At 63.1% G+C, this 23,735-nt stretch carries 21 protein-coding genes and 2 tRNA genes; 6 read left to right on the top strand and 17 right to left on the bottom strand.

Annotated elements, in window-relative coordinates; translation table 11 throughout:
- Positions 1-24: 24 nt before the first annotated feature.
- Both argS and A6B35_RS21235 read right to left on the bottom strand, forming a co-directional pair.
- A complete protein-coding gene (argS, locus tag A6B35_RS21230) occupies positions 25-1,782 on the bottom strand; it encodes an arginine--tRNA ligase (protein ID WP_006203459.1) in 1,758 nt (585 codons plus the stop codon).
- Positions 1,783-1,844: 62 nt separating this feature from the next.
- On the bottom strand, positions 1,845-3,059 hold the full coding sequence (locus A6B35_RS21235; RefSeq protein ID WP_006203458.1) for a deoxyguanosinetriphosphate triphosphohydrolase: 1,215 nt from the start codon (positions 3,057-3,059) through the stop codon (positions 1,845-1,847).
- Between the two features lie 76 nt (positions 3,060-3,135).
- Between A6B35_RS21235 and erpA the strand changes: the two genes are divergently transcribed.
- From erpA to A6B35_RS21255, 4 genes are all read left to right on the top strand, one after another.
- The gene (gene erpA, locus A6B35_RS21240; RefSeq protein ID WP_040583106.1) at positions 3,136-3,483 is read left to right on the top strand and encodes an iron-sulfur cluster insertion protein ErpA; all 348 of its coding nucleotides are present in this window, start codon (positions 3,136-3,138) and stop codon (positions 3,481-3,483) included.
- An 11-nt stretch (positions 3,484-3,494) separates the two neighbouring features.
- Positions 3,495-3,884, top strand: a complete 390-nt coding sequence (locus tag A6B35_RS21245) for a VOC family protein (protein ID WP_006203456.1) — start codon at positions 3,495-3,497, stop codon at positions 3,882-3,884.
- A gap of 7 nt (positions 3,885-3,891) precedes the next feature.
- Entirely contained in the window at positions 3,892-4,686 is a 795-nt protein-coding gene (xth, locus tag A6B35_RS21250) for an exodeoxyribonuclease III (protein WP_006203455.1), read from the top strand.
- Between the two features lie 97 nt (positions 4,687-4,783).
- Positions 4,784-5,101, top strand: coding sequence for a hypothetical protein (locus A6B35_RS21255; RefSeq protein WP_006203454.1), 318 nt, complete (start codon positions 4,784-4,786; stop codon positions 5,099-5,101).
- Positions 5,102-5,147: 46 nt separating this feature from the next.
- Here A6B35_RS21255 and A6B35_RS21260 read toward each other — a convergent pair whose 3' ends face one another.
- From A6B35_RS21260 to A6B35_RS21300, 9 genes are all read right to left on the bottom strand, one after another.
- The gene (locus tag A6B35_RS21260; RefSeq protein ID WP_040583104.1) at positions 5,148-5,972 is read right to left on the bottom strand and encodes a tetratricopeptide repeat protein; all 825 of its coding nucleotides are present in this window, start codon (positions 5,970-5,972) and stop codon (positions 5,148-5,150) included.
- Positions 5,959-7,683, bottom strand: coding sequence for a dihydroxy-acid dehydratase (gene ilvD / locus A6B35_RS21265; protein WP_006203452.1), 1,725 nt, complete (start codon positions 7,681-7,683; stop codon positions 5,959-5,961). The genes A6B35_RS21260 and ilvD overlap by 14 nt, the downstream gene beginning before the upstream one ends.
- A gap of 290 nt (positions 7,684-7,973) precedes the next feature.
- Positions 7,974-9,215: an OmpP1/FadL family transporter gene (locus A6B35_RS21270; protein ID WP_006203451.1), complete on the bottom strand. Its 1,242-nt coding sequence runs from the start codon at positions 9,213-9,215 to the stop codon at positions 7,974-7,976.
- Positions 9,216-9,576: 361 nt separating this feature from the next.
- Positions 9,577-12,360 carry a valine--tRNA ligase gene (locus A6B35_RS21275; protein ID WP_006203450.1) on the bottom strand — a complete coding sequence of 928 codons (2,784 nt, stop codon included), beginning with the start codon at positions 12,358-12,360 and terminating at the stop codon, positions 9,577-9,579.
- A 278-nt stretch (positions 12,361-12,638) separates the two neighbouring features.
- The gene (locus A6B35_RS21280; protein ID WP_040583102.1) at positions 12,639-13,487 is read right to left on the bottom strand and encodes a PopZ family protein; all 849 of its coding nucleotides are present in this window, start codon (positions 13,485-13,487) and stop codon (positions 12,639-12,641) included.
- A gap of 248 nt (positions 13,488-13,735) precedes the next feature.
- Entirely contained in the window at positions 13,736-15,121 is a 1,386-nt protein-coding gene (locus A6B35_RS21285; protein WP_006203448.1) for a TolC family outer membrane protein, read from the bottom strand.
- A 183-nt stretch (positions 15,122-15,304) separates the two neighbouring features.
- The gene (locus tag A6B35_RS21290; protein ID WP_006203447.1) at positions 15,305-15,976 is read right to left on the bottom strand and encodes a protein-L-isoaspartate O-methyltransferase family protein; all 672 of its coding nucleotides are present in this window, start codon (positions 15,974-15,976) and stop codon (positions 15,305-15,307) included.
- A gap of 108 nt (positions 15,977-16,084) precedes the next feature.
- A tRNA-Cys gene (locus tag A6B35_RS21295) sits at positions 16,085-16,158 on the bottom strand.
- Positions 16,159-16,390: 232 nt separating this feature from the next.
- Positions 16,391-16,648, bottom strand: coding sequence for a PGPGW domain-containing protein (locus A6B35_RS21300; RefSeq protein WP_006203446.1), 258 nt, complete (start codon positions 16,646-16,648; stop codon positions 16,391-16,393).
- Between the two features lie 220 nt (positions 16,649-16,868).
- On the opposite strand from A6B35_RS21300, the gene A6B35_RS21305 reads away from it, so the two are divergent.
- Both A6B35_RS21305 and A6B35_RS35685 read left to right on the top strand, forming a co-directional pair.
- Positions 16,869-16,943 (top strand) — tRNA-Asn (locus A6B35_RS21305).
- Positions 16,944-17,064: 121 nt separating this feature from the next.
- Complete coding sequence (locus A6B35_RS35685; protein WP_156788624.1) at positions 17,065-17,235, top strand: hypothetical protein; 171 nt, start codon at positions 17,065-17,067, stop codon at positions 17,233-17,235.
- 91 nt (positions 17,236-17,326) lie between these two features.
- On the opposite strand, the gene A6B35_RS21310 is transcribed toward A6B35_RS35685, so the two are convergent.
- From A6B35_RS21310 to biuH, 6 genes are all read right to left on the bottom strand, one after another.
- The gene (locus A6B35_RS21310; RefSeq protein WP_006203444.1) at positions 17,327-18,043 is read right to left on the bottom strand and encodes a pentapeptide repeat-containing protein; all 717 of its coding nucleotides are present in this window, start codon (positions 18,041-18,043) and stop codon (positions 17,327-17,329) included.
- Between the two features lie 617 nt (positions 18,044-18,660).
- Positions 18,661-20,484, bottom strand: coding sequence for an allophanate hydrolase (gene atzF / locus A6B35_RS21315; RefSeq protein ID WP_006203443.1), 1,824 nt, complete (start codon positions 20,482-20,484; stop codon positions 18,661-18,663).
- Entirely contained in the window at positions 20,481-20,831 is a 351-nt protein-coding gene (locus tag A6B35_RS21320; protein ID WP_006203442.1) for a cupin domain-containing protein, read from the bottom strand. Before A6B35_RS21320 ends, atzF begins: the two co-directional genes overlap by 4 nt.
- Positions 20,824-21,492 (bottom strand): cysteine hydrolase family protein, encoded by a 669-nt coding sequence (locus A6B35_RS21325; RefSeq protein ID WP_006203441.1) that lies wholly within the window; start codon positions 21,490-21,492, stop codon positions 20,824-20,826. The genes A6B35_RS21320 and A6B35_RS21325 overlap by 8 nt, the downstream gene beginning before the upstream one ends.
- Positions 21,492-23,024, bottom strand: a complete 1,533-nt coding sequence (locus A6B35_RS21330; protein ID WP_006203440.1) for an ABC transporter ATP-binding protein — start codon at positions 23,022-23,024, stop codon at positions 21,492-21,494. The genes A6B35_RS21325 and A6B35_RS21330 overlap by 1 nt, the downstream gene beginning before the upstream one ends.
- A gap of 10 nt (positions 23,025-23,034) precedes the next feature.
- Complete coding sequence (biuH, locus tag A6B35_RS21335; protein WP_006203439.1) at positions 23,035-23,730, bottom strand: biuret amidohydrolase; 696 nt, start codon at positions 23,728-23,730, stop codon at positions 23,035-23,037.
- Positions 23,731-23,735: the final 5 nt, after the last annotated feature.

The following is a 23,735-nucleotide window of genomic DNA, read 5'->3' on the forward strand; positions in this document are numbered from 1 at the left end:
AGGTGACAGGTTTTTTAGTCAAACCTAACGCATTTCCGTGGGCGCATCAGCCCCAATAAGCGTTAGGCCGGACGTCAAAACGTCCGATACAGCCTGCACCAGCCCTAGTCTGGCATACGTCAATTGTCGGTCGTTAACCTTAACAAAACGTAAGTCGGGATTGTCGGTCCCCCGGTTCCAATGTCCATGGAAGCTGGACGCCAGATCGTAGAGGTAGAATGCCAGCCTGTGCGGCTCCAGCGCAAGGGCCGCGGATTCGATTAGCCGGGGATATTCAGCCAGCTTCCGGATCAGGCCGATTTCGCCCTCGTCGGTCAGCGACGCCACTGCCGCGGCCAGCCGGTTGCGGTCGAAATTGGCCTCGCCCAGCTGCTCGCTCGCCTGCCGGAAGACCGAATGACAGCGCGCCGAGGCGTACTGCACGTAGAACACTGGATTGTCCTTGGACTGCTCGGTGACCTTGGCGAAATCAAAATCGAGCGGTGCATCGTTCTTGCGGTAGAGCATCATGAAGCGGATCGGGTCGCGGCCGACCTCCTCCACCACTTCGCGCAGCGTAACGAAATCGCCCGACCGTTTCGACATGCGCACTGGTTCGCCGTCGCGGAACAGCTTCACCAGTTGGCAGAGCAGCACGGTGAGCTTGACCTCGTCGCCGGCAACCGCACGCGCCAGCGCTTCGAGCCGCTTGACGTAGCCGCCATGGTCGGCGCCCAGCACATAGATCAGGTCGACGAAGCCGCGGTCGACCTTGTCCTTGAGATACGCGACGTCGGCGGCGAAATAGGTAAACGAGCCGTCCGACTTGACCAGCGCCCGGTCCATGTCGTCGCCGACCGCGGTCGAGCGGAACAGCGTCTGCTCGCGGTCTTCCCAATCGTCCGGCTTCTCGCCCTTGGGCGGCGGCAGTTTGCCTTTGTAGATATGCCCCTTCAGCGTCAGGTCGCTGATCGCCGCGCGGATCTTCCTGGCATTGTCGGCATGCAGCGTGCGCTCGGAGAAGAACACGTCGTGATGCACGTTGAGCAGCGCCAGGTCGCCACGGATCATCGCCATCATGGCGTCGATCGTGCGGTCCTTGACGATGGCCAGCGCCTCGTCCTCCGGCATCTGCAGCAGCTTGCCGCCGAATTCCTTGACCAGCGCCCGGCCGACCGGAACGAGATAGTCGCCGGGGTAGAGACCCGGTGGTATCTCGCCGATCGCCTCGCCAAGCGCCTCGCGGTAGCGCAGCATCACCGAACGGCCGAGCACGTCGATCTGCGAGCCGGCATCGTTGATGACATATTCCTTGGTCACGTCGTAGCCGGCGAAGGCCATCAGATTGGCCAGCGTATCGCCGACAACGGCGCCTCGGCAGTGGCCGACATGCATCGGGCCGGTCGGGTTGGCCGAGACATACTCGACATTGGCCTTCCTGTTGCCGCCGATGGTCGAGCGGCCATAGTTGCGGCCCTCGCCGAGCAAGGCCGTGAGATGCGCCTGCCAGAAGCCGTCCTTGAGCCTGAGATTGACGAAGCCGGGACCGGCGACGTCGGCGGCCGAGATGTCGGCATCGGTGCGCAACGCCTCGGCCAGTCTTTCGGCCAGCGCGCGCGGGTTCTGCCCGGTGGGCTTGGCCAGCACCATCGCCGCATTGGTCGCGAGATCGCCATGGCTGGCGTCGCGCGGCGGCTCGACAGCGATGCGCGACAGGTCGGGCGATGCGCCGTCCTTGTCTTTCAAATCAAGCGCTTCGACAGCTTTGATGATTCGCGCGGTGAAATCGGCGAAGATATTCATGGGTATGGCTCTGGCGGCTTTGCGGGGTGACCGGCTCGTTGGCCGGCAAAATCGCGCCCGCCCTAGCTTAAATCCGGCGTATGGTCAAACAAACGGCGGTGTTCCTTCAAGGCATAGGTGTCGGTCATGCCCGCCAGGAAATCGGCGACGCTGCGCGCCTTGATGCGGTCCTGCGCCCTATCGAGCCCTTCGCGCCAGCCATCGGGCATGGCGCGCGGGTCGGCGAAATAGACGTCGAACAGGTCCCTGACGATCTGTTCGGCGTCGCCACGCACGCGCATCACCTCGCTGTGGCGGTAGAGGTGCTTGTAGAGGAAGGCCTTCAGTCCCTTCTCGGTCGCCGCCATATCGGCCGAGAAGGTCACCATCGTCTCTCCCGCCGCCCGCACCGCATCGGCGGTTTCAGGCTTGAGGCGCTTGAGGTTGGCGGTGGTGGAGGCAATCACGTCCTCGACCATCATGGTGATCTGCCGGCGCATCAGTTCGTGTCCGGTGCGCACGTCATCGAGCGCCGGATAGCGTGCTCGCACGCTTTTCAGGATCGAGCCCGGCAAAGTGACGTCTTCCAGCATGTCCAGCGTCAGGAAGCCCGATCTCAGCCCATCGTCGATGTCATGGGTGTTGTAGGCAATGTCGTCGGCGATCGCCGCGCATTGCGCCTCGATGCCGGCGAAACGGTCGAGTTCCAGGTCATGCAACTCCGAATAGTCGCGGATCGCTTGCGGCACCGGGCCTTTCAGCCCCTTTCCGTTCGCATCCGTAAGCGGTCCATTGTGCTTGACCAGCCCTTCCAGCGTTTCCCAGGTAAGGTTCAGCCCGTCGAATTCGGCATAGCGCCGCTCCAGCCGCGTCACCACGCGCAGCGACTGCGCATTGTGGTCGAAGCCGCCCCAGGCGGCCATCTTCTCGTTCAGCGCTTCCTCGCCGGTATGGCCGAAGGGCGTGTGGCCGAAATCGTGCACCAGCGCCACCGCCTCGGCGAGATCCTCGTCGCCGCGCAGCGCCCGCGCCAGAGCGCGTGCGATCTGCGCCACCTCGATCGAATGCGTCAGCCTTGTGCGATAGTGATCGCCTTCATGGGCGACGAATACCTGCGTCTTGTGCTTCAGCCGGCGAAAGGCCGTCGAATGGATGATGCGGTCGCGGTCGCGCTGGAACGGCGTGCGGGTCGGGCTCTCCACCTCGTCGAACAGCCGCCCGCGCGACTTGGCCGGATCGCTGGCATAGGCCGCGCGCGGCCGATAGCCGAACCCAATGTCGCCAAGCTCATTTGTCATGGCTGATGCCGCCGCAGTTGACTTGCCCCTTCCCGCTTCATACCTATCATGTGAAACCGAAAGCAAGGTGACGCCTATGGGCGCTGATGCCAAGACTGCCATGAAAGTCGAGATGACCGAGTCCGCCGCCAAGCGGATCGTGAAAATCGTCTCTGGCGAAGCCGGCAAGACGGCGCTGCGCGTTTCCGTCGAAGGCGGCGGCTGCTCGGGATTCTCCTACAAGTTCGATCTGGTCGGCACGCGCAACGACGACGACGTCGCCATCGAGAAGGACGGCGCCACCGTGCTAATCGACGACCTGTCGCTGGTCTATATGGGCGGCTCGGTGATCGATTTCGTCGACGACCTGATGGGCCAGTCGTTCCAGATCAGGAACCCGAACGCGGTCGCCTCCTGCGGCTGCGGCACCAGCTTCTCAGTCTAGCGACAATCGCGATGCCTGCCATCGGCGCGGTCCGTCAGGTCGCGCTCTCGGCCGGGCGCGATCTCGACACCACGCTCGCCTTCTGGCGCGACGTGCTCGGCATGCGCGTTCACGCCCGCTACGATCCACCCGGCATCGCCTTCATCATGGCCGGCGACGTGCGGCTGTTTTTCACCGACGGCGTGCCGGCGGGGATCGTCTATCTCGACATAGCGGACCTCGAAGCCTTTCACGCCGAGGCAAAAGCATCAGGCATTCCTTTCACCGCGCCGCCGTCACTTGTCCATCGCGACACGGAGGGCCAGTTCGGGCCGGCAGGGGAAAGCGAATGGATGGCCTTTCTAAAGGATCCGGCAGGCAATACGATCGGCCTCGTCGAACGTCTTCCGCCGGATTCCTGAGGCTGCCATGAAAATCGTCACCTGGAACATCAACGGCGTTCGCGCCCGCATCGGCAACCTCACCCATTGGCTCACGGAAAGCGCGCCCGACATCGTCTGCCTGCAGGAGATCAAGACGGTCGACGAACAGTTCCCGCGCGCCGAGATCGAGGCGCTGGGCTACAATGTCGAGACCCATGGCCAGAAGGGTTTTAACGGCGTCGCCATCCTGTCGAAGCTGCGTTTCGACGAGGTCATCAGAGGCCTGCCGGGCGACGATGCGGACGAGCAGGCGCGTTTCATCGAAGGTGTGTTCTCGACTGACCAGGGCGCCTTGCGCGTTGCCTCGCTCTATCTGCCGAACGGCAACCCGGTCGATGACGAGAAGAAGTTTCCCTACAAGCTGTCCTGGATGGCGCGGCTGGAACGCTGGGCCGAGCAGCGGCTTTTGCTGGAAGAGGCGCTGGTGCTGGCCGGAGACTACAACGTCATCCCTGAGCCGATCGACGCAAAATTCCCGGAAAACTGGCTGGGCGACGCACTGTTCCAGCCCGAGACCCGGCAGGCCTTCCGTCGGCTGAAGAACCTCGGCTTCACCGAAGCGGTGCGCACCGTCACCGACAATGCTGATGTCTACACCTTCTGGGATTATCAGGCCGGCGCCTGGCAGAAGAACAACGGCATCCGGATCGACCATCTGCTCCTGTCGCCCGAAGCCGCCAATCGCTTTTCCTCGGCCTCGATCGAAAAACACGTCCGCGCCTGGGAAAAGCCATCCGACCATGTGCCGGTGGCGATCGACCTGGCGCTGCAGCCGGCCTGAGCGGCCCGGCCGGGCGCCCGCCAGCACAGCCCGAGCGGACCTCATATCGCCACAAATCGCGCGTTTGATGCGAAATCATCATGGTGGCCGGGGTTCCATGACCATCCGATCCGATCTCTGCCCGATCGCCTGCCGGCTCGTGCTGGCAAGTGCCACGCTTGCGATGGCGACAGCCACGCCGGTGCTCGCCGCGCAGGAATGCCTTGCCAACGGCAAATCATTCCAGGTTGGTCAGGTCGCCTGCCTGACACTGGGTGACGAGAGCCACCTCGCCCGCTGCGAGATGGTGCTCAACAACACCTCGTGGACCAAGATCCACGATGATTGCCCGGCAACCAAGCCGCCGCCGGTGCACCCGACGTCGATCTCGACACCGGCGCCAGGCCGGGTGCCGGCGGAGCCGACACAGAACTGATTTCCAGCGAGTGAGAAGTGGACGTCCTGGACCAGCGGCAGCCCGCTTACTGGTTGCCGCCGCCCTTGGTGAGGATGTCGTCGGCCAGCGAGATGGCCGTGCGGCGGTCGGCCTCGCCGGCAGCGGCAAACGCCTCTTCCTGCATGTTGCGGATCCAGGGCTGGTCGGCCGGTGCCGCGCGTTCAAGCGCGGCCGTCATCATCGCCAGCCCACGCACGATCTTGCCGCTCTGGAACAGAAGGTTGCCGAGCGTCGCCTGGGCGCCGGCATGGCCTTTTTCGGCGGCGAGCTGGAACCAGCGTCCGGCCTGCTTGACGCTTGCCTTGACGCCGCCCTCGCCTTTCAGGAACATCTGGCCCATCTCGAACTGGGCGTTCGGATTGCGGTAATTGGCGGCCGCGCGCATGTAATATTCCTGCGCCGCCACTTCGTTTTCCTCGACCGGGCTGCCGGGAATGCCTTTTCGCAAATAGTCGCCCAATGCCACCAAGGCGTCCGACACGTAGCTTTCCTCGGGCGAGCCCGGCTCGACATCCTGGTCGACGATCTCTGAGAAGAACTTGAAGGCCGCATAGTCGTCGCGCGTCACGCCGTCGCCCTCGGCATACATGCGTGCGAGCTTCCAGGTGGCGCCAATCTGGCCGTTCTCGGCGGCATATTTATAGGCCTCGACCGCCTGCTCCTTGTGGCCGCTCTTGTAGGCGGAGAAGCCGAACTGGAACACCGCCCATGGGCTGGATTGCGGCTTCACGCCGGTCTTGTCGTCGAACACCTTGTCGTCGAAGGCCATGGCCTGGCCCACGGCGCCAAAGGTCGCTACCGCGACCAGTGCCGAAAAGACAGACGACCTCAACACCTCAGATATCCGCATAGCAATGTGTTTCTTTCGCACCGCCGGGATGGGTGACCGCGCCGTCGCGAGCCGACCCAACCGTCTGCGCATACTTCCAGATCGCGCCCGACTGATAGTCGGTCGTGCGCGCCTTCCAACTCTTCGCCCTCGTCTCCAGTTCCGCATCGGACAGATCGACCTCGATCGTGCCGTTGACCGCATCGATCGAGATCACGTCGCCGTCCTTCAGCAACCCGATCGGTCCGCCCACGGCCGCTTCCGGCCCGACATGGCCGATGCAGAAGCCACGCGTCGCGCCCGAAAAGCGTCCGTCGGTGATCAGGGCCACCTTGCCGCCCATGCCCTGGCCGTAGAGAGCCGCCGTCGTCGACAGCATCTCGCGCATGCCCGGACCGCCGCGCGGCCCCTCGTAGCGGATGACGAGAACCTCGCCTTCCTTGTAGTTGCGCTGCGTGACCGCTTCGAAGCACTCCTCTTCCGAATCGAAGCAACGCGCCGGACCCGAGAATTTCAGTTCCGACATGCCCGCGACCTTCACGATCGCGCCTTCGGGGGCAAGGTTGCCCTTCAAGCCCACAACACCGCCCGTCTGGGTGATTGGCCGGTTGGCGGGACGGACCACATCCTGGCTGTCATTCCAGGCAACATGCTGCATATTTTCGGCCAAAGTGCGGCCAGTCACCGTCAGGCAATCGCCATGCAGATAGCCGTGGTCGAGCAGCGTCTTCATCAAGAGCGGAATGCCGCCGGCCTCGAACATGTCCTTGGCGACATATTTGCCGCCCGGCTTGAGGTCGGCGATGTAAGGCGTCTTCTCGAAGATCGCGGCGACGTCGAAGAGGTCGAACTTGATCCCGGCCTCATGCGCGATCGCCGGCAGGTGTAGCGCCGCATTGGTCGAACCGCCGGTGGCAGACACCACCGTCGCCGCGTTCTCCAGCGCCTTCAGCGTGACGATGTCGCGCGGCCGGATGTTTTTGGCGATCAGCTCCACGATCTTTTCGCCGGAGGCGAAATTGAAGCGATCGCGCATCTCGTAGGGCGCCGGCGCGCCGCAGGAATAGGGCAGCGCCAGCCCGATCGCCTCGGCGACGGTGGCCATGGTGTTGGCGGTGAACTGCGCGCCGCAGGAGCCGGCCGAAGGACAGGCAGCCTGTTCGATCTCGAGCAGTTCGGCGTCGCTGATTGAGCCGACCGAATGCTGGCCGACGGCCTCGAACACGTCCTGCACGGTGATCTGCCGGCCGCGGTAGCTGCCGGGCAGGATCGAGCCGCCATAGATGAAGATAGACGGCACGTTGAGCCGCACCATGGCCATCATCATGCCGGGCAGCGACTTGTCGCAGCCTGCCAGCCCAACCAGTGCATCATAGCAATGGCCGCGCATGGTGAGTTCGACGGAGTCGGCGATGACCTCGCGCGACACCAGCGACGATTTCATGCCCTGGTGGCCCATGGCGATGCCGTCGGTGACAGTGATGGTGCAGAATTCGCGCGGCGTGCCGTTGCCTGCCGCCACGCCCTTCTTGACCACCTGCGCCTGGCGCATCAGCGAGATGTTGCAGGGCGCCGCCTCGTTCCAGCAAGACGCGACGCCGACCAGAGGCTGCGCGATCTCGGCCGCCGACAGTCCCATCGCATAGAGATAGGAACGATGCGGCGCACGCTCCGGACCGACGGTCACGTGGCGACTGGGAAGCTTGGCCTTGGAGATTACCTTGGCGTCCATACTCGTCCTTGCCGCGGGCGGTGCGGCCTGCCCCATCGCCGAGCCTTTTGGCGCGTGTCCCGAGACATATTCGAGGTGCGCCGGGTTTATGGCGGGAAATAGGCAATGCCTCCGACCGGAACTGTAGCGTGGGGGTTGTTCATAAAGTGTTGCTAAAACGTCACAATCGCGGAAGACCAAGGGGGTGCGGCCTTCATGCAACGCAGAGCCCCGCCGCTATGGGCGGACGGCGTCAATCCACGCGAAAAAGGCCGGGCGCTGCCCGGCCTTTTATTTGAATTTTCAGAGGCTTAGAACTTGACCTTAAGGCCGCCAGAAATCGCCGTGACAAGGTCGTTACCGAAATCGTAGCTGTTGTCCAAACCAGCAACGTAGCCGTTCTCACCGGCCAAGGTACCGGAATGCCCACTGGTCATGACGCCGATCGCGCCAGCCACTCGAAATTCGATGCTCGGCTTCGGCGTGTAGGCGACGCCGCCGCCAATCGTCCAGGTATCGCTCTGCGAACCATAGCCATGCGAGGTCCCGCGATCCCAGGTAAGCTGACCGGCGGCGCTCCATTGATCGTTGAACTTGTGGCCGACGCCGCCCGAAACCGTCCAACCGTCTCGATACATCAGGTCTAGCGAGGTAACCTGTTGCGAACCAGATGCGGCGTCACCAGTAAAACAGAGCGCCGAAGGAACACCTACAGGACAGATCGGAACACTTTGCAGAACGCTCCAGTTAACCCATTTGATCGCGCCGAAAGCGAGCCAGCCTGGCGCGATGCCAGACTGCAACTTCAATTCCACCACATCCGGCATGTACTGCGTTGAGCCGTAGATCGGAAGAACGACCCCGCCGACGTTCGTCAAATCGAGCGTACCTGAGAGGTTGTCGAGCTTGACCTTCGAATTGTAGACGAGGCTAGCACGCAATGCGATGTCGGGGATTTCGTAGGCGATACCGGCGCGCCAGCCCCAGCCGGTGGTCGACAGATCGACGCGGCCCGTGCCGCCGAAATCGGGCACCAATGGTGACACCAAGCTTTCCTTGAAGCCGTAGACCTTCTGATAGAAAACACCGCCGATAAAGCGGAGCTGACCTTTGCCCGCATCCATTTTGTAGGAGCAGGTCGCCGCGTAGTTATCGCTTTTGATGTCGGTTTCCATATTGGAAAACGCACCGTTCCAGATGCCGGGCGCTGTATGCGCACCCCAAGGTTGCGAATAGTCGACCATGCAGTCGACCCCCTGAACGATCTGGGCCTTGGCGCCGATGCGCGGCACCCAATAATTCTCGGCTCCGTCGGCCGTGGTGCCGAAGCCGAGGTCGGCCCCCCCTGGACCGCGCGCATTCTTGTACTTGCGGTCGGGCATCACATAGGTTGCTTCGGCTTCTGAAGCGAACGGAGCCGGATCAAACAAAAGATCGATGTCGTAGCCGCCGCGCTCCAAGCCACCCGCATGTGCCGGGTGCATCGCCGCCCCCATCAAAGCCATCGAAAAGCACCCTGCCCCCAGCAGTGCTTTGAGACGCAAATAATTCATAAATTCCTCCCCGAAAATACTGGTGCACCAAGCTAGAACCAATTCGGGTTAACGGCGCAACAACGAATTCGCAGGGCGTACATGTACACCCTTGCCAAACGCATTTTCGACAAAGTGATGGACGTTACGGCACGGGCTTAAAATGGCCTCATCGACGCAAATCGGTCGAAAAAATTTGGAAAATCGGCCCCAAAAGACCCAAAAACAGCTGGTTTTGCGGGTATTTGGCCCCATTGTTACATTATGGCAACAATGGGGCTAAAACATTCCGTTTACGTCAACATTAACGTAGCGGAATGTTTGTTTTTAAGGCAGCGGAACGGCCGGCCAAGGCCGTTCCGGCAGGTCACGAATCTGCCGCTCAGCCGGCATCGCGGACGCGAGCGAGGGCCACCGAAAGCTTCTCCTGCGCCTCGCGATATTCTGTGAGCTTTTCACGCTCCGCTTCCACGATCTCGGCCGGCGCACTGGCAACGAATCTGTCGTTGGACAGCTTCTTGTGCAGGCGGGCGATCTCCTCGGTCACCTTGGCCAGTTCCTTCTGCAGCCGCGCCGCCTCGGCGGTCAGGTCGATCAGGTTGCCAAGCGGCAGGCAGATCGTCGCCTCGTTGAGCACGATCTGCGCCGAGCCCTTGGGGGCGGCATCTTGCAGCGAAATGTCACCGACCCGTGCCAGCCGCTGGATGGCGGAGGCATGGCGGTCGAGCCTCTGGTGCGTTTCCTCGCTGGCGCCGACCACCACCAGCGGCGCGACCGCTGCCGGCGGCACATTCATCTCCGAACGCACAGAGCGGATGCCCGAGACGAGATCGACCAGCCAGTTGATGTCGGCGGCGGCCGCCGCATCCTCGAAGTCCGGCGACGGCCAGGCGGCGTGGCAAAGCAACGAAGCGCGTTCCTTGCCCTCGCCCGCGGTCTCGGCCCACAGTTCCTCGGTCATGAACGGCATCATCGGATGCAGGAGCTTGTAGATCTCGTCGAGCACGAAGGCGACGCAGGCCCGGCTCTCGGCCTTGGCGGCCTCGTCCGTGCCCATGAACACCGGCTTCAGCAGTTCCAGGTACCAGTCGCAGAACAGGTTCCAGACGAAACGATAGGCAGCGCCCGCCGCCTCGTTGAAGCGGTATGAGGCGATGCCGTCGGTGACCTCACGCGCGGCACGCGTCAGCTCGGTCAGGATCCAGCGGTTGACCGCCAGCTTGGCGTCGTTCAGCCAGAATTCGTCATTGCGCGCGACCTCGTTCATCTCGGCAAAGCGGGTCGCGTTCCACAGCTTGGTGCCGAAGTTGCGGTAGCCGGCAATGCGGGCCGGATCGAGCTTCACGTCGCGGCCTTGCGCCGCCATCACCGTCAAGGTGAAGCGCAGCGCATCGGCGCCATACTCGTCGATGAGGTCAAGCGGATCGATGACGTTGCCTTTCGACTTCGACATCTTCTGCCCGTTCTTGTCGCGCACCAGCGCATGCACATAGACGGTGTGGAACGGCTCCTCGTCCATGAAATGCAGGCCCATCATCATCATCCGGGCGACCCAGAAGAAGATGATGTCGAAGCCGGTGACCAGTACATCGGTCTGGTAGTAGGTTTTGAGCTCCGGCGTCTGATCGGGCCAGCCGAGCGTCGAGAACGGCCACAGCGCCGAGGAAAACCAGGTGTCGAGCACATCCTCGTCGCGGGTCAGGATCTCGCCAGGCTTGAAGTTCTCGAGCTTGTCCTCGACCCAGGCCTTCCACGGCCCTTCCAGCGCCAGATAATATTCGATGGCCGCGGCGAGCGCTTCCTCCTCGGTCTTCTCGACGAAGACGCGCCCGTCCGGCCCGTACCAGGCTGGGATCTGATGGCCCCACCACAGCTGGCGCGAAATGCACCAGGGCTGGATGTTCTCCATCCAGTCGAAATAGGTCTTCTCCCAGTTCTTGGGCACGAAATTGGTCCGCCCCTCGCGCACCGAAGCGATCGCCGGCTTGGCCAGTTCGGCAGCGTTTGTATACCACTGCTCGGTCAGGAACGGCTCGATCGGCACGCCGCCGCGGTCGCCATGCGGCACGGTGTGGCGGTGCGGCTCGATCTTGTCGAGGAAGCCGCCGGCCTCCATCAGTTCGACGACCTTCTTGCGCGCGACGAAACGGTCAAGGCCGTCGAGTTCGTCCCAGACGGCCTGGCGCTCCGGCGTCACGTCGAGGCCAGCGAGGAAATCCTCATTGTCCTTGAGCGTAACAGCCGCGTCGGCGGTCAGGATGTTGATCGCCGGCAGCTTATGGCGCTTGCCGACCTCGAAGTCGTTGAAATCATGCGCCGGCGTGATCTTGACCGCGCCCGAACCCTTTTCCGGATCGGAATACTCGTCCGCCACCACAGGGATTTTTCTCCCCACGATCGGCAGCACGACGTTCTTGCCGACCAGATGCCGGAAGCGCTCGTCGTCCGGATGTACTGCCACCGCCGTGTCGCCAAGCATGGTCTCCGGGCGTGTCGTCGCCACGGTGATGAAGGTCTTCGGGTTTTCCGGATCGAAGGCCACGCCCTCGATCGGATAGCGGAAATGCCAGAGGTTGCCGTTGACCTCCTGCTGCTCGACTTCGAGGTCGGAAATCGCCGTAAGCAGCTTCGGATCCCAATTCACAAGGCGCTTGTCCTTGTAGATCAGCCCTTCCTTGTAGAGCGTCACGAACACTTCGAGCACCGCCTTGGACAGGCCCTCGTCCATGGTGAAGCGCTCTCGCGACCAGTCGGCAGAGGCGCCGAGCCGCTTCAGCTGGTTGAAGATCGCGCCACCGGATTCGGCCTTCCACTCCCAAACCTTCTCGATGAAGTCCTCGCGCGAAAGATCGCGGCGGTGGATCTGCTTTTCCATCAGCTGGCGCTCGACCACCATCTGCGTGGCGATGCCGGCATGGTCCATGCCGGGCTGCCACAGCACGTTCTTGCCGCGCATGCGCTCGAAGCGCACCAATATGTCCTGCAGCGTGTTGTTGAGCGCGTGGCCCATATGCAGCGAGCCGGTGACGTTCGGCGGCGGGATGACGATGGTGAACGCCTCCGCCCCCTCCTCCGCGCCTGCGCCGGCGCGAAAGGCGTCGGCCTCTTCCCAGATTTTGGCGATCTTCGGCTCGACGGTTTTGGCGTCGTAGGTTTTTTCAAGCATGGAAAGAGGTCCGGGCTGTCGGGATTTGCTGGGTCCGGTGTAAATCGGAAGGCAGTTGGCAAGTCAACCGCGGGCAACTGACAGACGGCGACGACCAATAGATAGTGGCGGAGCAACTCAAGGCAACTCGCGAAGACGATCTGACTGCGTCCCGCAATCGTCAGCATCGTCGTCGGCGCGGCTTTTCGATGCCATCGTCTCAATCGATCGATCGCTGAGAAGCCTCAAAAAAACACCGCCCGAGGGCGGCGCCTTGATCCGGGGATCGGCCTATAACGCTATTGCGCGCCGCGCGCTACGCGCTCGATTTCCTCGCGCACCAGCCGCTCGACCAGCGTCGGCAGGTTGTTGTCCAGCCAGTCCTGCAGCATCGGCCGCAGCATGTCCTCGGCCATCTCGTCGAAGGTCTTCTTGCTGCGGCTGGCAAAGGCATCGGAAAGTTCGCCGAAGGCGGCGGCAACCTGCCGGCCCGCATGTTCGGAAAGGATCGCCGGACGGGCGGCAACGGCATCGGGCTGGCGGGCCATGCCGCCACTGGAACCGGCAGGTTCGAAAAAAGGTTCATCTGCGAGTTCGTCTTCGGCGATCTCGACCTCCGGTGCGGCATCAAACGTCCGCGCCTCGACCTTGTCCGGTCTGGCCGTACCCGCAACCTTCGCCGTTTCGCCCACGGCCGCAATTTCGCGCCGCCAGTCGGCTACGATGGCATCGCTGGTTTCGGCGGCAGGCGCCGGCTCGTCCGAACCCGGCTCGCCGGCGATGCTGGCGCTCACTTCGGCAAGCGTCGTGGGCGCCTTTGGCGTGACCGGCGGAGCCACCTCCGGGCGCACCTTCGTTTCCATGCGGGCCGTTTCCATGCGGGCTATGACCGGCTCTGCCGCCAGCTGCGCCTGCACCTCAGCCAGCGAAACCGGCTTCCTGGTCTCTGCTTCGGCGCGCAGCTCGGCTCGGAACGCATCCACTTCCGGCGCCGGCGGCGCCGCTGGCGCAGGCTGGAGATCCTGTCGCAACTCGCCGGCATCACCGGGCTGCTTGCGGCCGGTGTCGCTGTCTTCGATGATCCTTCTGATGGAAGCCAGTATTTCTTCCATGGAAGGTTCGCGCTGAGCGCTGCTTGCCGTTGCCATCGTCACATCCGCCGCCTTTGTGACCTATTCTCGATTTCCGTTCCGGCAAGGCCGGATTCGAATCATGGCCACAGGGTAGCCGACGGATCGTCATCCGAGAATCCCCAATCTGGGGAGATGTTGGATTTCAACAGATTAGCTCAAGCGCCCAACTGGAAGGACCGCGAGTCGAGCAGGGGCTCAACAATGAAAAAGCGCCGCGCATCCATGGACACGCGGCGCTCCTTTAAATCCAGGCTGTGGTGGCGTCAGCGGCCGTCCGGGGTACGCAGGCCGATCCACTTGTCCTTGACGGCGTTGTAATGTTCTTCCGGCTTGTACTTCACCACATTCAGCGCAAGCCGCTCGACCGACAGGCGGCCGATTGCGGAAAGAATGGCGTAGCTCGCCACCACCACGTCGTGCTCGGAGCTGGCAAGGTTGATCTTGGCGCTGATCACCGCGTTCTGCGCGTTCAGCACGTCGAGCGTGGTGCGCTGGCCAACGTTACGCTCCTCGATGACGCCGTTCAGCGCCAGTTGCGCGGCGGCGATCACCTCCCTGTTGGCGGCGACGCTCTGCTGCGCGGCGATGTATTGCGTCCATGCCGAGGTCACGGCCTGGCGCACCTGGTCGCGGTTGACATCGACTTCGATGCGGGCCTGACCGAGCGATTCCTTCGATTGGCGAACCAGCGCGGACGTACGACCGCCCGAGTAGATCGGTATGGTGAGCGTCGCGCCGATGCTGGCCGAATTGGTGGTACCGTCCTGTAGGGAGCCGCCGGGAGAGGTGTTGCGATAGGCGCTGGAAACGCCGGCATTAGCGGAAAGCTGCGGCAGCAGCGCGCCTTCCTGCGACTTGACCGAAAACGCCGCCGCATCGACCAGATGCTGGGTGGCGAGGATGGCCGGATGCTCGGCGGACGCAATCGTGATCGCCGCCTCAAGGCTCGACGGCAAAAGCCTCGCCAGTGGCGAGGCCGCCTTGAGCTTGCCCGGTTCGTCGCCGACGATCTGGTGGTAGGTCGCGGCACTGGCCAGCGCCTGCGCGCGGGCAGCACTCAACTGCGCCACCGCCGAAGAACGCGAGGCATCGGCCTGGGCGACATCGGTGCGCGTGCCCTCGCCGACCTCGAAGCGCGAGCGCGCCGCGCGCGCCTGCTCGGTCAGGAACTGCAGGTTCTGCTCGGTCAGCACCGCCACCTGGCGGTCGCGGATCACATCCATATAGGCGCTTGCCGCATTGAACAGGGTGTTCTCTTCGGTGTTGCGCAGGCTTTCGACCGAAGCGCGAACCTGCGCCTCGGCGGCCGCGACATTGTTCCTTGTCTGGAAACCGTCAAACAGTGTCTGATTGATCTGCACGCCGAAATTGCCGGTGGTCAGGCGGGCGCTGCTGTTCGTACCGTTGATATGACTGCTGGAGTAGTCAATATCACCCGAACCGACGACTGTCGGGCGCCAGCCTGACTTGGCGATGGCCACGCCCTCGTCGGTGACGCGGACGCCGGCACGGCTGGAGTTCAGTTGCGAATTGTTCTGGTAGGCCTTGGCAAGCGCGCCGGTGATGGTTTCGGCGGAGGCAGCCAGCGGCGTAAGCGCGGTCGCGGAAACCAGGATGGCGGCTAAAACACTCTTGCGTACGGACGGCACGTGATATCCCTCATTCGTTTTGCATGGGAACTGCGCCACACCAGCCTCTCTTTCCGATCAACTGGCGCCGCGTTTTTATCGTTCCCCCGCTGACTGCCCCCAAAATACCCGGTTATGCAAATCAGCAACGATTGTTCAAATGCAAGCGATCATGACATCGCCTTCGCTGCAAGGCAAAACCGCTCAGAATTCAAACGCATGAATACGTTCAAATCCGGGTAGTGGCTTAATTGCCGCATTAAAGGCCCGTCTTCCGGTTACACCCCCCCCGGTTTTGAAAAATAACCGGGCTACACCCGAATTGCCCTGTCCCTCGACTGCGACAAGACGCCCGCCCTCGGAAAGCTGGTCAAACAGCGAGGCCGGCACGTCCTCGACACTGCCGCCGACGAAGATCACGTCGTACGGTGCTTTGGCGGCATGACCTTGCGCCAACGGCGCGGTGACCACCGCCACATTGTCGCAGCCCAGCGCCGACAGCGTCGACCCGGCGGCTTCCGCCAGCGCCGGATCGCTTTCCAGCGCAACCACGGAGCGTGCGAGCCGCGATAGCAGGGCCGACGAATAGCCGGTGCCGCAGCCGACATCGAGCACCGACTCGCTGGCGCCGATCTCGGCCAGCTGCAGCAGCTTGGCGAGTGGTGAAGGCTCCATCAGGTAGCGCGCGCCGCCACTGGCACCGTCGGAAATGCGGATGTCTGCGTCGACATAGGCGAGATCGCGCTGGTCCGCGCCGACAAAGGCCTCGCGCGGCACGGCAAGCATGGCATCGAGCAGCGGCGCGCTGGTCACGTCCGTGGTGCGGACCTGGCCGTCGACCATCTTCACGCGTCGTTCGGAAAAATCAGCGCCCATGTTCCAACCAATCCGCCCAAACCAATGCGCCCAAAACCAATGCGCTTGCCGCGCCAGGACCGCGGCTCATTCGATCGGAACCCCTGCTCCCAAGGGAGCCCAGGCAACTGGAGGCCTCGCCCGGAATCGAACCGGGGTGCAAGGATTTGCAGTCCTCTGCGTAACCACTCCGCCACGAGGCCTCGTTGCTCCCGGCGTTCCGAGCGGACTCAATATGTTGGCGGCAGAAAGTCGTCAAGCGCTCGCACATCATTCCCGACGCTTTCCGCGTCGAGGCAACAGGCGCCTACTGCTCACGCAACCTCGCTCCTGGTGGCAGCGTTGTGCAGGACTGCAAATCCTTGCACCCCGGTTCGATTCCGGGCGAAGCCTTCAATATATCCGCAGCGGGTCAGGAAAGCTGTGCCTGCCAGGTCAATCCGGCCGGCGCCGGCGCTCCCACCACACGACCAACCGGCGCCGATGGCGGCGCACCAGCGCAAATTCATAGGAAAGCACCAGCAATCCGATCGGAATCATCCAGAAGCCCAGGATAGGCAGGAAGCCGAGGATGCCGCCCAGGATCAGAACGACACCGATGACGATTCTGAGAGCGCGCGAGCGCGGCATGGTGAATTCGCGGCCAAAGACCGTGATTTTCCGCGCCGGTGCGTGTTCGCCTGCTGCAGTCATGTCGAAGCCAGACCCAATTCCAGTCATTAAAGACACCCGCCGGTAAATGCCGCAACCGCCTTTTCGCTCCACGGCAGTGAGCAGAACCGCTCATATGAGGGGCCCCGCCGGCGATTGCCAGAAATCGTCATGCAAAAAAGCCCGAAAAAAATACGAAATGCTTCTTTGCAAAGGCGAAACGGGTTTGCTATAGGCTGCGCCACTCACATGAGAGCGCTGTTCCCCGGTAGCTCAGTGGTAGAGCAACCGGCTGTTAACCGGTTGGTCGCTGGTTCGAATCCGGCCCGGGGAGCCAATCTTTTCAAAGACTTAGTGGAACGCGGAAAGGTCGAGAGGTCGGCCTATGTACGATATATGTACGTCCGATCGATCTGCTACCCTGATCAAAAGGGCGCGCCGTGGATTTCCGCCAAATCATGAAAGGAAAGGAAGCTGGGCTCCAGAAGGCGATTCGTCTCGAGGCCCAAGAAGGCCTTCAGCTTGATCTTAAGGGTGTGGCCAGCGACAACGACAGCGCAATGTTTGCAGCCGACGGCAAGCTCACCAAAGACGGCCGGCGGACGATCGCAAAGGCGCTATCCGCTTAGTAGAAGGAGGAGGTCGTATGCCGCCATCTAGCAGGAGTTACAGGTTCGAATCCTGTCGGGTGCAGCATCGCCGCAGTTCGCTTGCCGACAACTATTCCTGCTGGAATTGACAGGGCCAATTTTCAGGCCTCGTCAAGCCAGGAGGCAATTCGGTCCGGGCGTCTCCGCAAGCCATGTTGAGCTGCCACTGGGACAGACCCGCCGAATTGGAAAGATCGAGGCCCTCGATACGGGTCAGAAAGAAAAAAGCGCGGTCAAAGTCTATCGGCGCGGTGAACCTCGCTCCTCGGAAGTCCGCCCGCGCGAGATTGGCAAACGAAAAGCGGCTGCCGCTGATATCGGCGTCATGGAACTGCGCTCGCCCCAATTCCGCCTTTGTGAAATCAACATTGGTCAGATTGGCGTCCTGGAAATTCGAGCGCTGCACTTCCGCGCTCGTAAACACAGCGCCCTGCGCGTCCATATGGCTGAAGTCGGTCCTGTAGGCCTCGATTTTGTCGAACCGGGCGCCTTTGGCGGTCGAGTCGGCCAGGGAAGCACGCACAAGCGTTGCCTTCTCAAAATTTGCCACAAGGAGGTTGCTGTTCCTGAGGTCGGTCGAAGTGAAATCAACACCGATCAGGTTCGCCCCGCTCAGGTCCTGTCCTTTTAGGATGAGAAGCTTTTTGTCACAGTCCTGCCAATTGACGCCAGGCGTCGCGGCTGCGTCGCAATTTTGAGCGGCAGTGGCGTTCGGCCAAGCAAATACAATGCAAACCGCTAGAACCAAGCCGGACGTACCGTAAGCTCTGGTTCGTCTCAAAGTCATTGTTGCTGGACCTCTGCTACTCGCCGACAATCAACCTTACCACATCTGCTGACACTCGAAAGCGACGGCGGTTTGCCCATTGCGAGCACTACCGCGCGCTTCGTGAGGTCCATGAGCCGCTCCTGAAGTCGATCGAGACGATCACCGGCAAGAGCCGAATTCATCCAGTGGAACGGCACAGGGCCGGCGCAGCCGCGTGAGAAGCCGCGCGGCGGCGCCGGCGTGAGGTTGCGGAAATAGCTGCCGGAGCCTAGAGCAGGACGCGCTCCATTATCCAACCGATGTTATCATCGAAGTCGCCGGCGGGAGGAAGCTCAGTTTCGCCGACGACTTGAAAACCTTGCTTTCGGTAGAAAGCAATCGGGATTTCCCGTGATGACATCGAGACCACACGCCTGCGGTTCAGCCGGAGGGTGGTGGGCTAACAAGAAGGCCCGCCGCCGTGAGGTGCGGGCCAGATACTGCAATTGCGGTATGATCAGCGGCCGAAGCTGAAACCGGGGAACGGTCCGACTATCGTTGGCAAACCTGGCATCCACGACTCGTTTTCGCAAGCCAACAAGGTCGACCCGAATTCTGGGTTCATTCGATTTGCGTTGGGAGACAGCGGTTCTATTTTACCGAAGGTCAGTTTGATCGGCCACTACTTGGTCGCGTCTAATAAAACTGCGCCAGCCACCATAGGCGGAGATATCGGACGCGTCGGAGAGGCCAGCGGTTTCCACCAGGAACCCCTTGGCCACGCTGCCATCCTCGAGTTCGATCGTTCCGACACCGAGCGGTGGCGGGATGGCGGCGACGAACCGTCCGAAGGCGTCCGGATCAAGCCGCCAGACCTCGACGTCTATCTGCATGCCATCGCTGGCAACCCGGACGAGGCCTGGCTTGGGCGTGGACTGGCCGGCAAGAGCGTAGAGCCGGTAGGCAGGCGTCGTTCTCGTTGCTCTCGAGAATTGGGCGCCTAGATTCCGTAGCTGGCCGTTGAGCGGCATGCCCGACAGATGCGCACCGACCACCACCAAATCGATCACGCCATCGCCGGCAGTCTCCGCGGCCGGCTGGAGGCCGGGCTGCGGCCAGCCCGTGGCGCCGAGCGGAAGGCCGCTCGCCGCATGCAGGTCGCGGGCGAGCATCGCCGTCAGCGCGTCTCGGCCGGCGGGCGCCAGCAGGGTGACGCTCATCGGCAGGCCGTCGCCGCGTTTGCCGGTAGGCACTGCGATGCCGCACATGTCGAGTAGGTTGACGAAATTGGTGTAGGTGCCAAGCCGGCTGTTGGTGGTGATCGGGTCGGCCAGTACGACGTCCAGCGCATAGTGCGTCGGCGCGGTCGGCACGCAGAACAGGTCGACCGAGGCAATGACCGGGGCGAGCTTCGCCTTGTAGGCCTGTAAGGCATAGAGGCCGCGAAAGGCGTCCACCGCCGACAGGTTCCTGGCGCCGCCGATGATCTTGCGCGTCACCGGGTGCATGGCCGCTTCGTTGGCATCCATGAAATCGCGGATCGCCGCATAACGCTCGGCCACCCAGGCGCCCTCGTAGAGGAGGTTGGCGGTGGCGTAGAAATCGCCGAACGGGATTTCGACCAGCCGGCAGCCGAGTGGCGACAGCATGGCAAGCGAGGCCTCAAAACCGGCCTGCATCGCCGCATCGCCGAAGAACTTCAGGTCGGCCTTTGCCGGGATGCCGACGCTCAGCACCGGCGGGCGGGCAGCCAGCGGCTGGACGGCGATGTCGCGCGAATAGGCATCGGCGGCGTCGCGCGCTGCGGCGACCGTGAACACCCTATAGGCGTCGTCGACGGCCAGGGCGAACACCGAGACGCAATCGAGCGTGCGGCAGGCCGGCACGACGCCGGCGGCCGACAGTGCTCCGACCGTCGGTTTCAGCCCGACGATGTTGTTGAGGCCGGCCGGGATGCGGCCGGAGCCCGCAGTGTCGGTGCCGAGTGCGAAGGAGACGATGCCGCGCGCCGTCGCCACGGCCGAACCGGAGGAAGAGCCGCCCGGCACCAGCTCCGCATCGATGGCATTGCGCGGGATCGGCCACGGCGTGCGCACGCCGACGAGGCCGGTGGCGAACTGGTCGAGATTGGTCTTGCCGACGACCAGCGCACCGGCCGCCTTCAGCCGCGCCACCACGGTGGCGTCCTTGTCGGGCCGGTAGGTGTATTCGGCGCAGGCCGCCGTCGTCGGCATGCCGGCGACGTCGATGTTATCCTTGACGGCGAAAGGAATGCCCCAGAGCGGCCTAGCCACGGGATCGAACGGGCCGAGTGTTTCGGCTGCGGCAAGCAAATCTTCTTTGGGCGCAAGGTGGATGAAGATGCCCGGGTCGTCGGCCGCTTCGATGCGGGTGTAGATCGTCGCGATCACGTCGCCAACGGCGAGGCCTCCCCGATAGGCTTCGTGCAGGCGTCCGACGTCGAAGTGAATGTCGCTCATTTGGCCTCCCCCAGAATGATCACCGGCAAATCCCACTGGATCAGCACGACGCAGCCGTCCTTCGTCCACACCGAATGCTCGGTGCCTACCGGATTGAGGATAACGCTGCCGGCAGGATAGTCGCCGTTCTCGTCGCTCTGGGTGCCTTCCAACACGACGATGGTTTCCAGCCCGACATGGCGGTGGCGCGGCACGCCGGCGCCGGGCCGGTATTTCAGAATCGCGACCGACGGCTCGACCGGCCCGCCCTTGAGCAGCCAATGCACCGTGATGCCGTCGCGGAAATGTTCGAGCGCCAGCTCGTGCCAGCCGCCGTCGAGCAGGCCGGCAAAGGCAAGATTAGGCATTGGCAATTCCCTCGAGCACCTGGTCGGTCGTTGCCGTCCAGCCAACGATGGCGCCTTGCGCCCTGATCATGGCCAGGGCCGCTGCCTTGAATTCGGGAAAGTAGCTTTCCGTAGCATCTTCGGCGACCAGGCATTCATAGCCACGGTCGTTGGCCTCGCGCATCGTCGTCTGCACGCAAACTTCGGTCGTCACGCCGGCAAAGACGAGTTGGCGGGCGCCAATCCACTTGAGGTCGTTGCTGAGGCTGGTCGCATAGAAGGCGCCCTTGCCGGGCTTCTCGATGACGATCTCGCCGGGCAAGGGCGCAAGCTCATCGAGGATCGCGGTGCCGGGTTCGCCCGCGATCAGTAGACGTCCCATCGGGCCCATATCGCCGATGCGGATCGACGGATTGCCGCGGTCGCGCTTGGCCGGCGGCAGGTCCGAAAGGTCGGGCCTATGGCATTCCATGGTGTGGATCACCGGCAGGCCGGCGGCGCGAAAGCCGTCGATCAGACGCTTCACCGTCGGCACGATCGCCACGACCCGACTGACGTCGTTGCCGAGGCTGGCGCCGAAGCCGCCCGGTTCGGCGAAGTCGCGCTGCATGTCGATGACGATAAGCGCCGTGGTCTCAGGCTTGAAGCCGAAGGCAAAGGGCTGTGCTGCGATTTCTGCCATCAGTGATGCCCTGCCATATGCTCGCCGATCGTCTGCACGCTCGCCTGCGCAATCGGCGTCTCGTAGACCAGCGCGCCGTCGGACATGACGACGATGCGGTCGGAGAGCTCCAGCAACTCGTCGAGATCCTCCGACATCAAGAGCACGGCGGCGCCCGCATTGCGCGCCTTCATGATGCGGGCGCGGATCTCGGCCACGGCCGAGAAGTCGAGACCGAAGCAGGGGTTGGAGACGATCAAAAGGTCGACCTCGCCGGTGAGTTCGCGGGCAAGCACGGCGCGCTGTACATTGCCGCCCGACAGCGAGGCGATCGGCGAGGACAACGAGGCGGTCTTGACCTTGAACTGCTCGACCAGGCGGGCACTGAACGACCTGATCGCGCTGGCGCTGATCCAGCTCACCGGCTTGCCGTTGCCGTCGATGTCGAAGGTGCGGAAGGAGATGTTCTCGGCCACCGTCATCTTCGGCGCGCAGGCGTTCTTCATCGGCTCCTCTGGGATGAGGCGGACATTGAGCGCACGCGCCTCGGCACGCGTCGCCGCATAGGCGGTGCCGCGCACCGTGACTTCGCCGGCATCGCGCGGGCGCTGCCCGGCCAGCACTTCGAGGAATTCCTTTTGGCCGTTGCCGGAAATGCCGGCGATGCCGACGATCTCGCCCGAGCGCACGTCAAGATCCTCGATACGGATCGACTTCAGCCCGGTGCGGTCCGGTGCCTTCAATGCCTTGACCTTGAGCACGATCTCGGCGTCCGGCTTCGGCTCGGCGCGGCTGTCGAGGGCCGCGATCGGCTGGTCGCCGATCATCATCGTCGCCATCTGCCTGTGGTCGAGGTCGGTGACGCAGCCGGTGCCGGTCAGCCTGCCCTTGCGCAGCACGCTGACGTCGTCGGCGAACGCCGTCACCTCATGGAACTTGTGCGAGATCATCAGCACCGTGAGGTCGCCAGCCCTGGTCATGGCGCGCACCAGGCCCAGTACCTCCTGCGCCTCGCCGGGCGTGAGCACCGATGTCGGCTCGTCCAGCACAAGGAAGGAACGGCCGAGATAGAGCTGCTTGACGATCTCCAGCTTCTGCTTCTCGCCGGCGGCAAGCTCGGCCACCTTGACGTCGAGCGGCAGCTTGAACGGCATCCGCTCCATGAACTGGGCGAGCGCGGCGCGCTCCTTGCGCCAGTCGATGACCCCAGGCACTTTTTCGCGCGAGATGACCAGGTTCTCGGCGCCGGTCAGCGACGGCACCAGCGTAAAATGCTGGTAGACCATGCCGAGACCGAGCGCCGAGGCATCCCTGGGGCTGGCGATCGTCACCTCGCGGCCATCGACGAGGATGTCGCCGGAGGTCGGATGGTAAAAACCCATCATGCATTTGACCAACGTCGACTTGCCGGCACCGTTCTCGCCGAGCAGGGCGTGGAAGGAGCCGGTCGACACCTTGACCGAGACATCGTCGAGCGCGGTAAAGGCGCCGAAGCGCATGGTCATGCCGATGGTCTCGACGCCGACCGCCTTTTTGGAGATGGTTGCGCTCATCGCGGTGTCCTCACGGCAGCTGGGTGACGAGCGAGGCCGCGTTCGACACCGCGCCGAAGACGCCGCCCTGCATCTTGATCATCTTGATGGCGGCGAGATGGTTGCCGTAGTCTGTGGCGCCACAGCAATCCTCCAGCATGACGCATTCGAAGCCGCGGTCATTGGCCTCGCGCATGGTGGTGTGGACGCAGACATCGGTGGTGATGCCGGTGAGTACGATGTTGTCGATGCCGCGCTGGTTGAGGATCAGCTCCAGGTCGGTGGCGCAGAACGAGCCCTTGCCCGGCTTGTCGATGATCGGCTCACCCTCGACCGGATAGAGATCGGGGATGATGTCCCAGCCCGGCTCGCCGCGCACCAGGATGCGGCCGCATGGGCCGGGATCGCCGATGCCGGCATTGATGCGGCGCGAGCGCCAGCGCTTGTTGGCCGGCAGGTCGGCAAGGTCGGGCCGGTGGCCCTCGCGGGTGTGGATGATCGTGTAGCCCTTCTCGCGCATCGCCGACAGCACCGACTTGATCGGCTCGATCGGGGCGCGGACCAGCGACAGGTCGTAACCCATGTGGTCGACATAGCCGCCCGGTCCGCAGAAATCGGTCTGCATGTCGATGATGATCAGCGCCGTGTTGTCGGGCCTGAGATCGCCATTATAGGGCCATGGATAGGGATTGGCCTCGATGTAGCGCTGCCCGGTTCTGGCGTTCATGGCAA

Origin of the sequence: Mesorhizobium amorphae CCNWGS0123 (assembly GCF_001686985.1) — a bacterium.
In the GTDB taxonomy this organism is placed as follows: domain Bacteria; phylum Pseudomonadota; class Alphaproteobacteria; order Rhizobiales; family Rhizobiaceae; genus Mesorhizobium; species Mesorhizobium amorphae.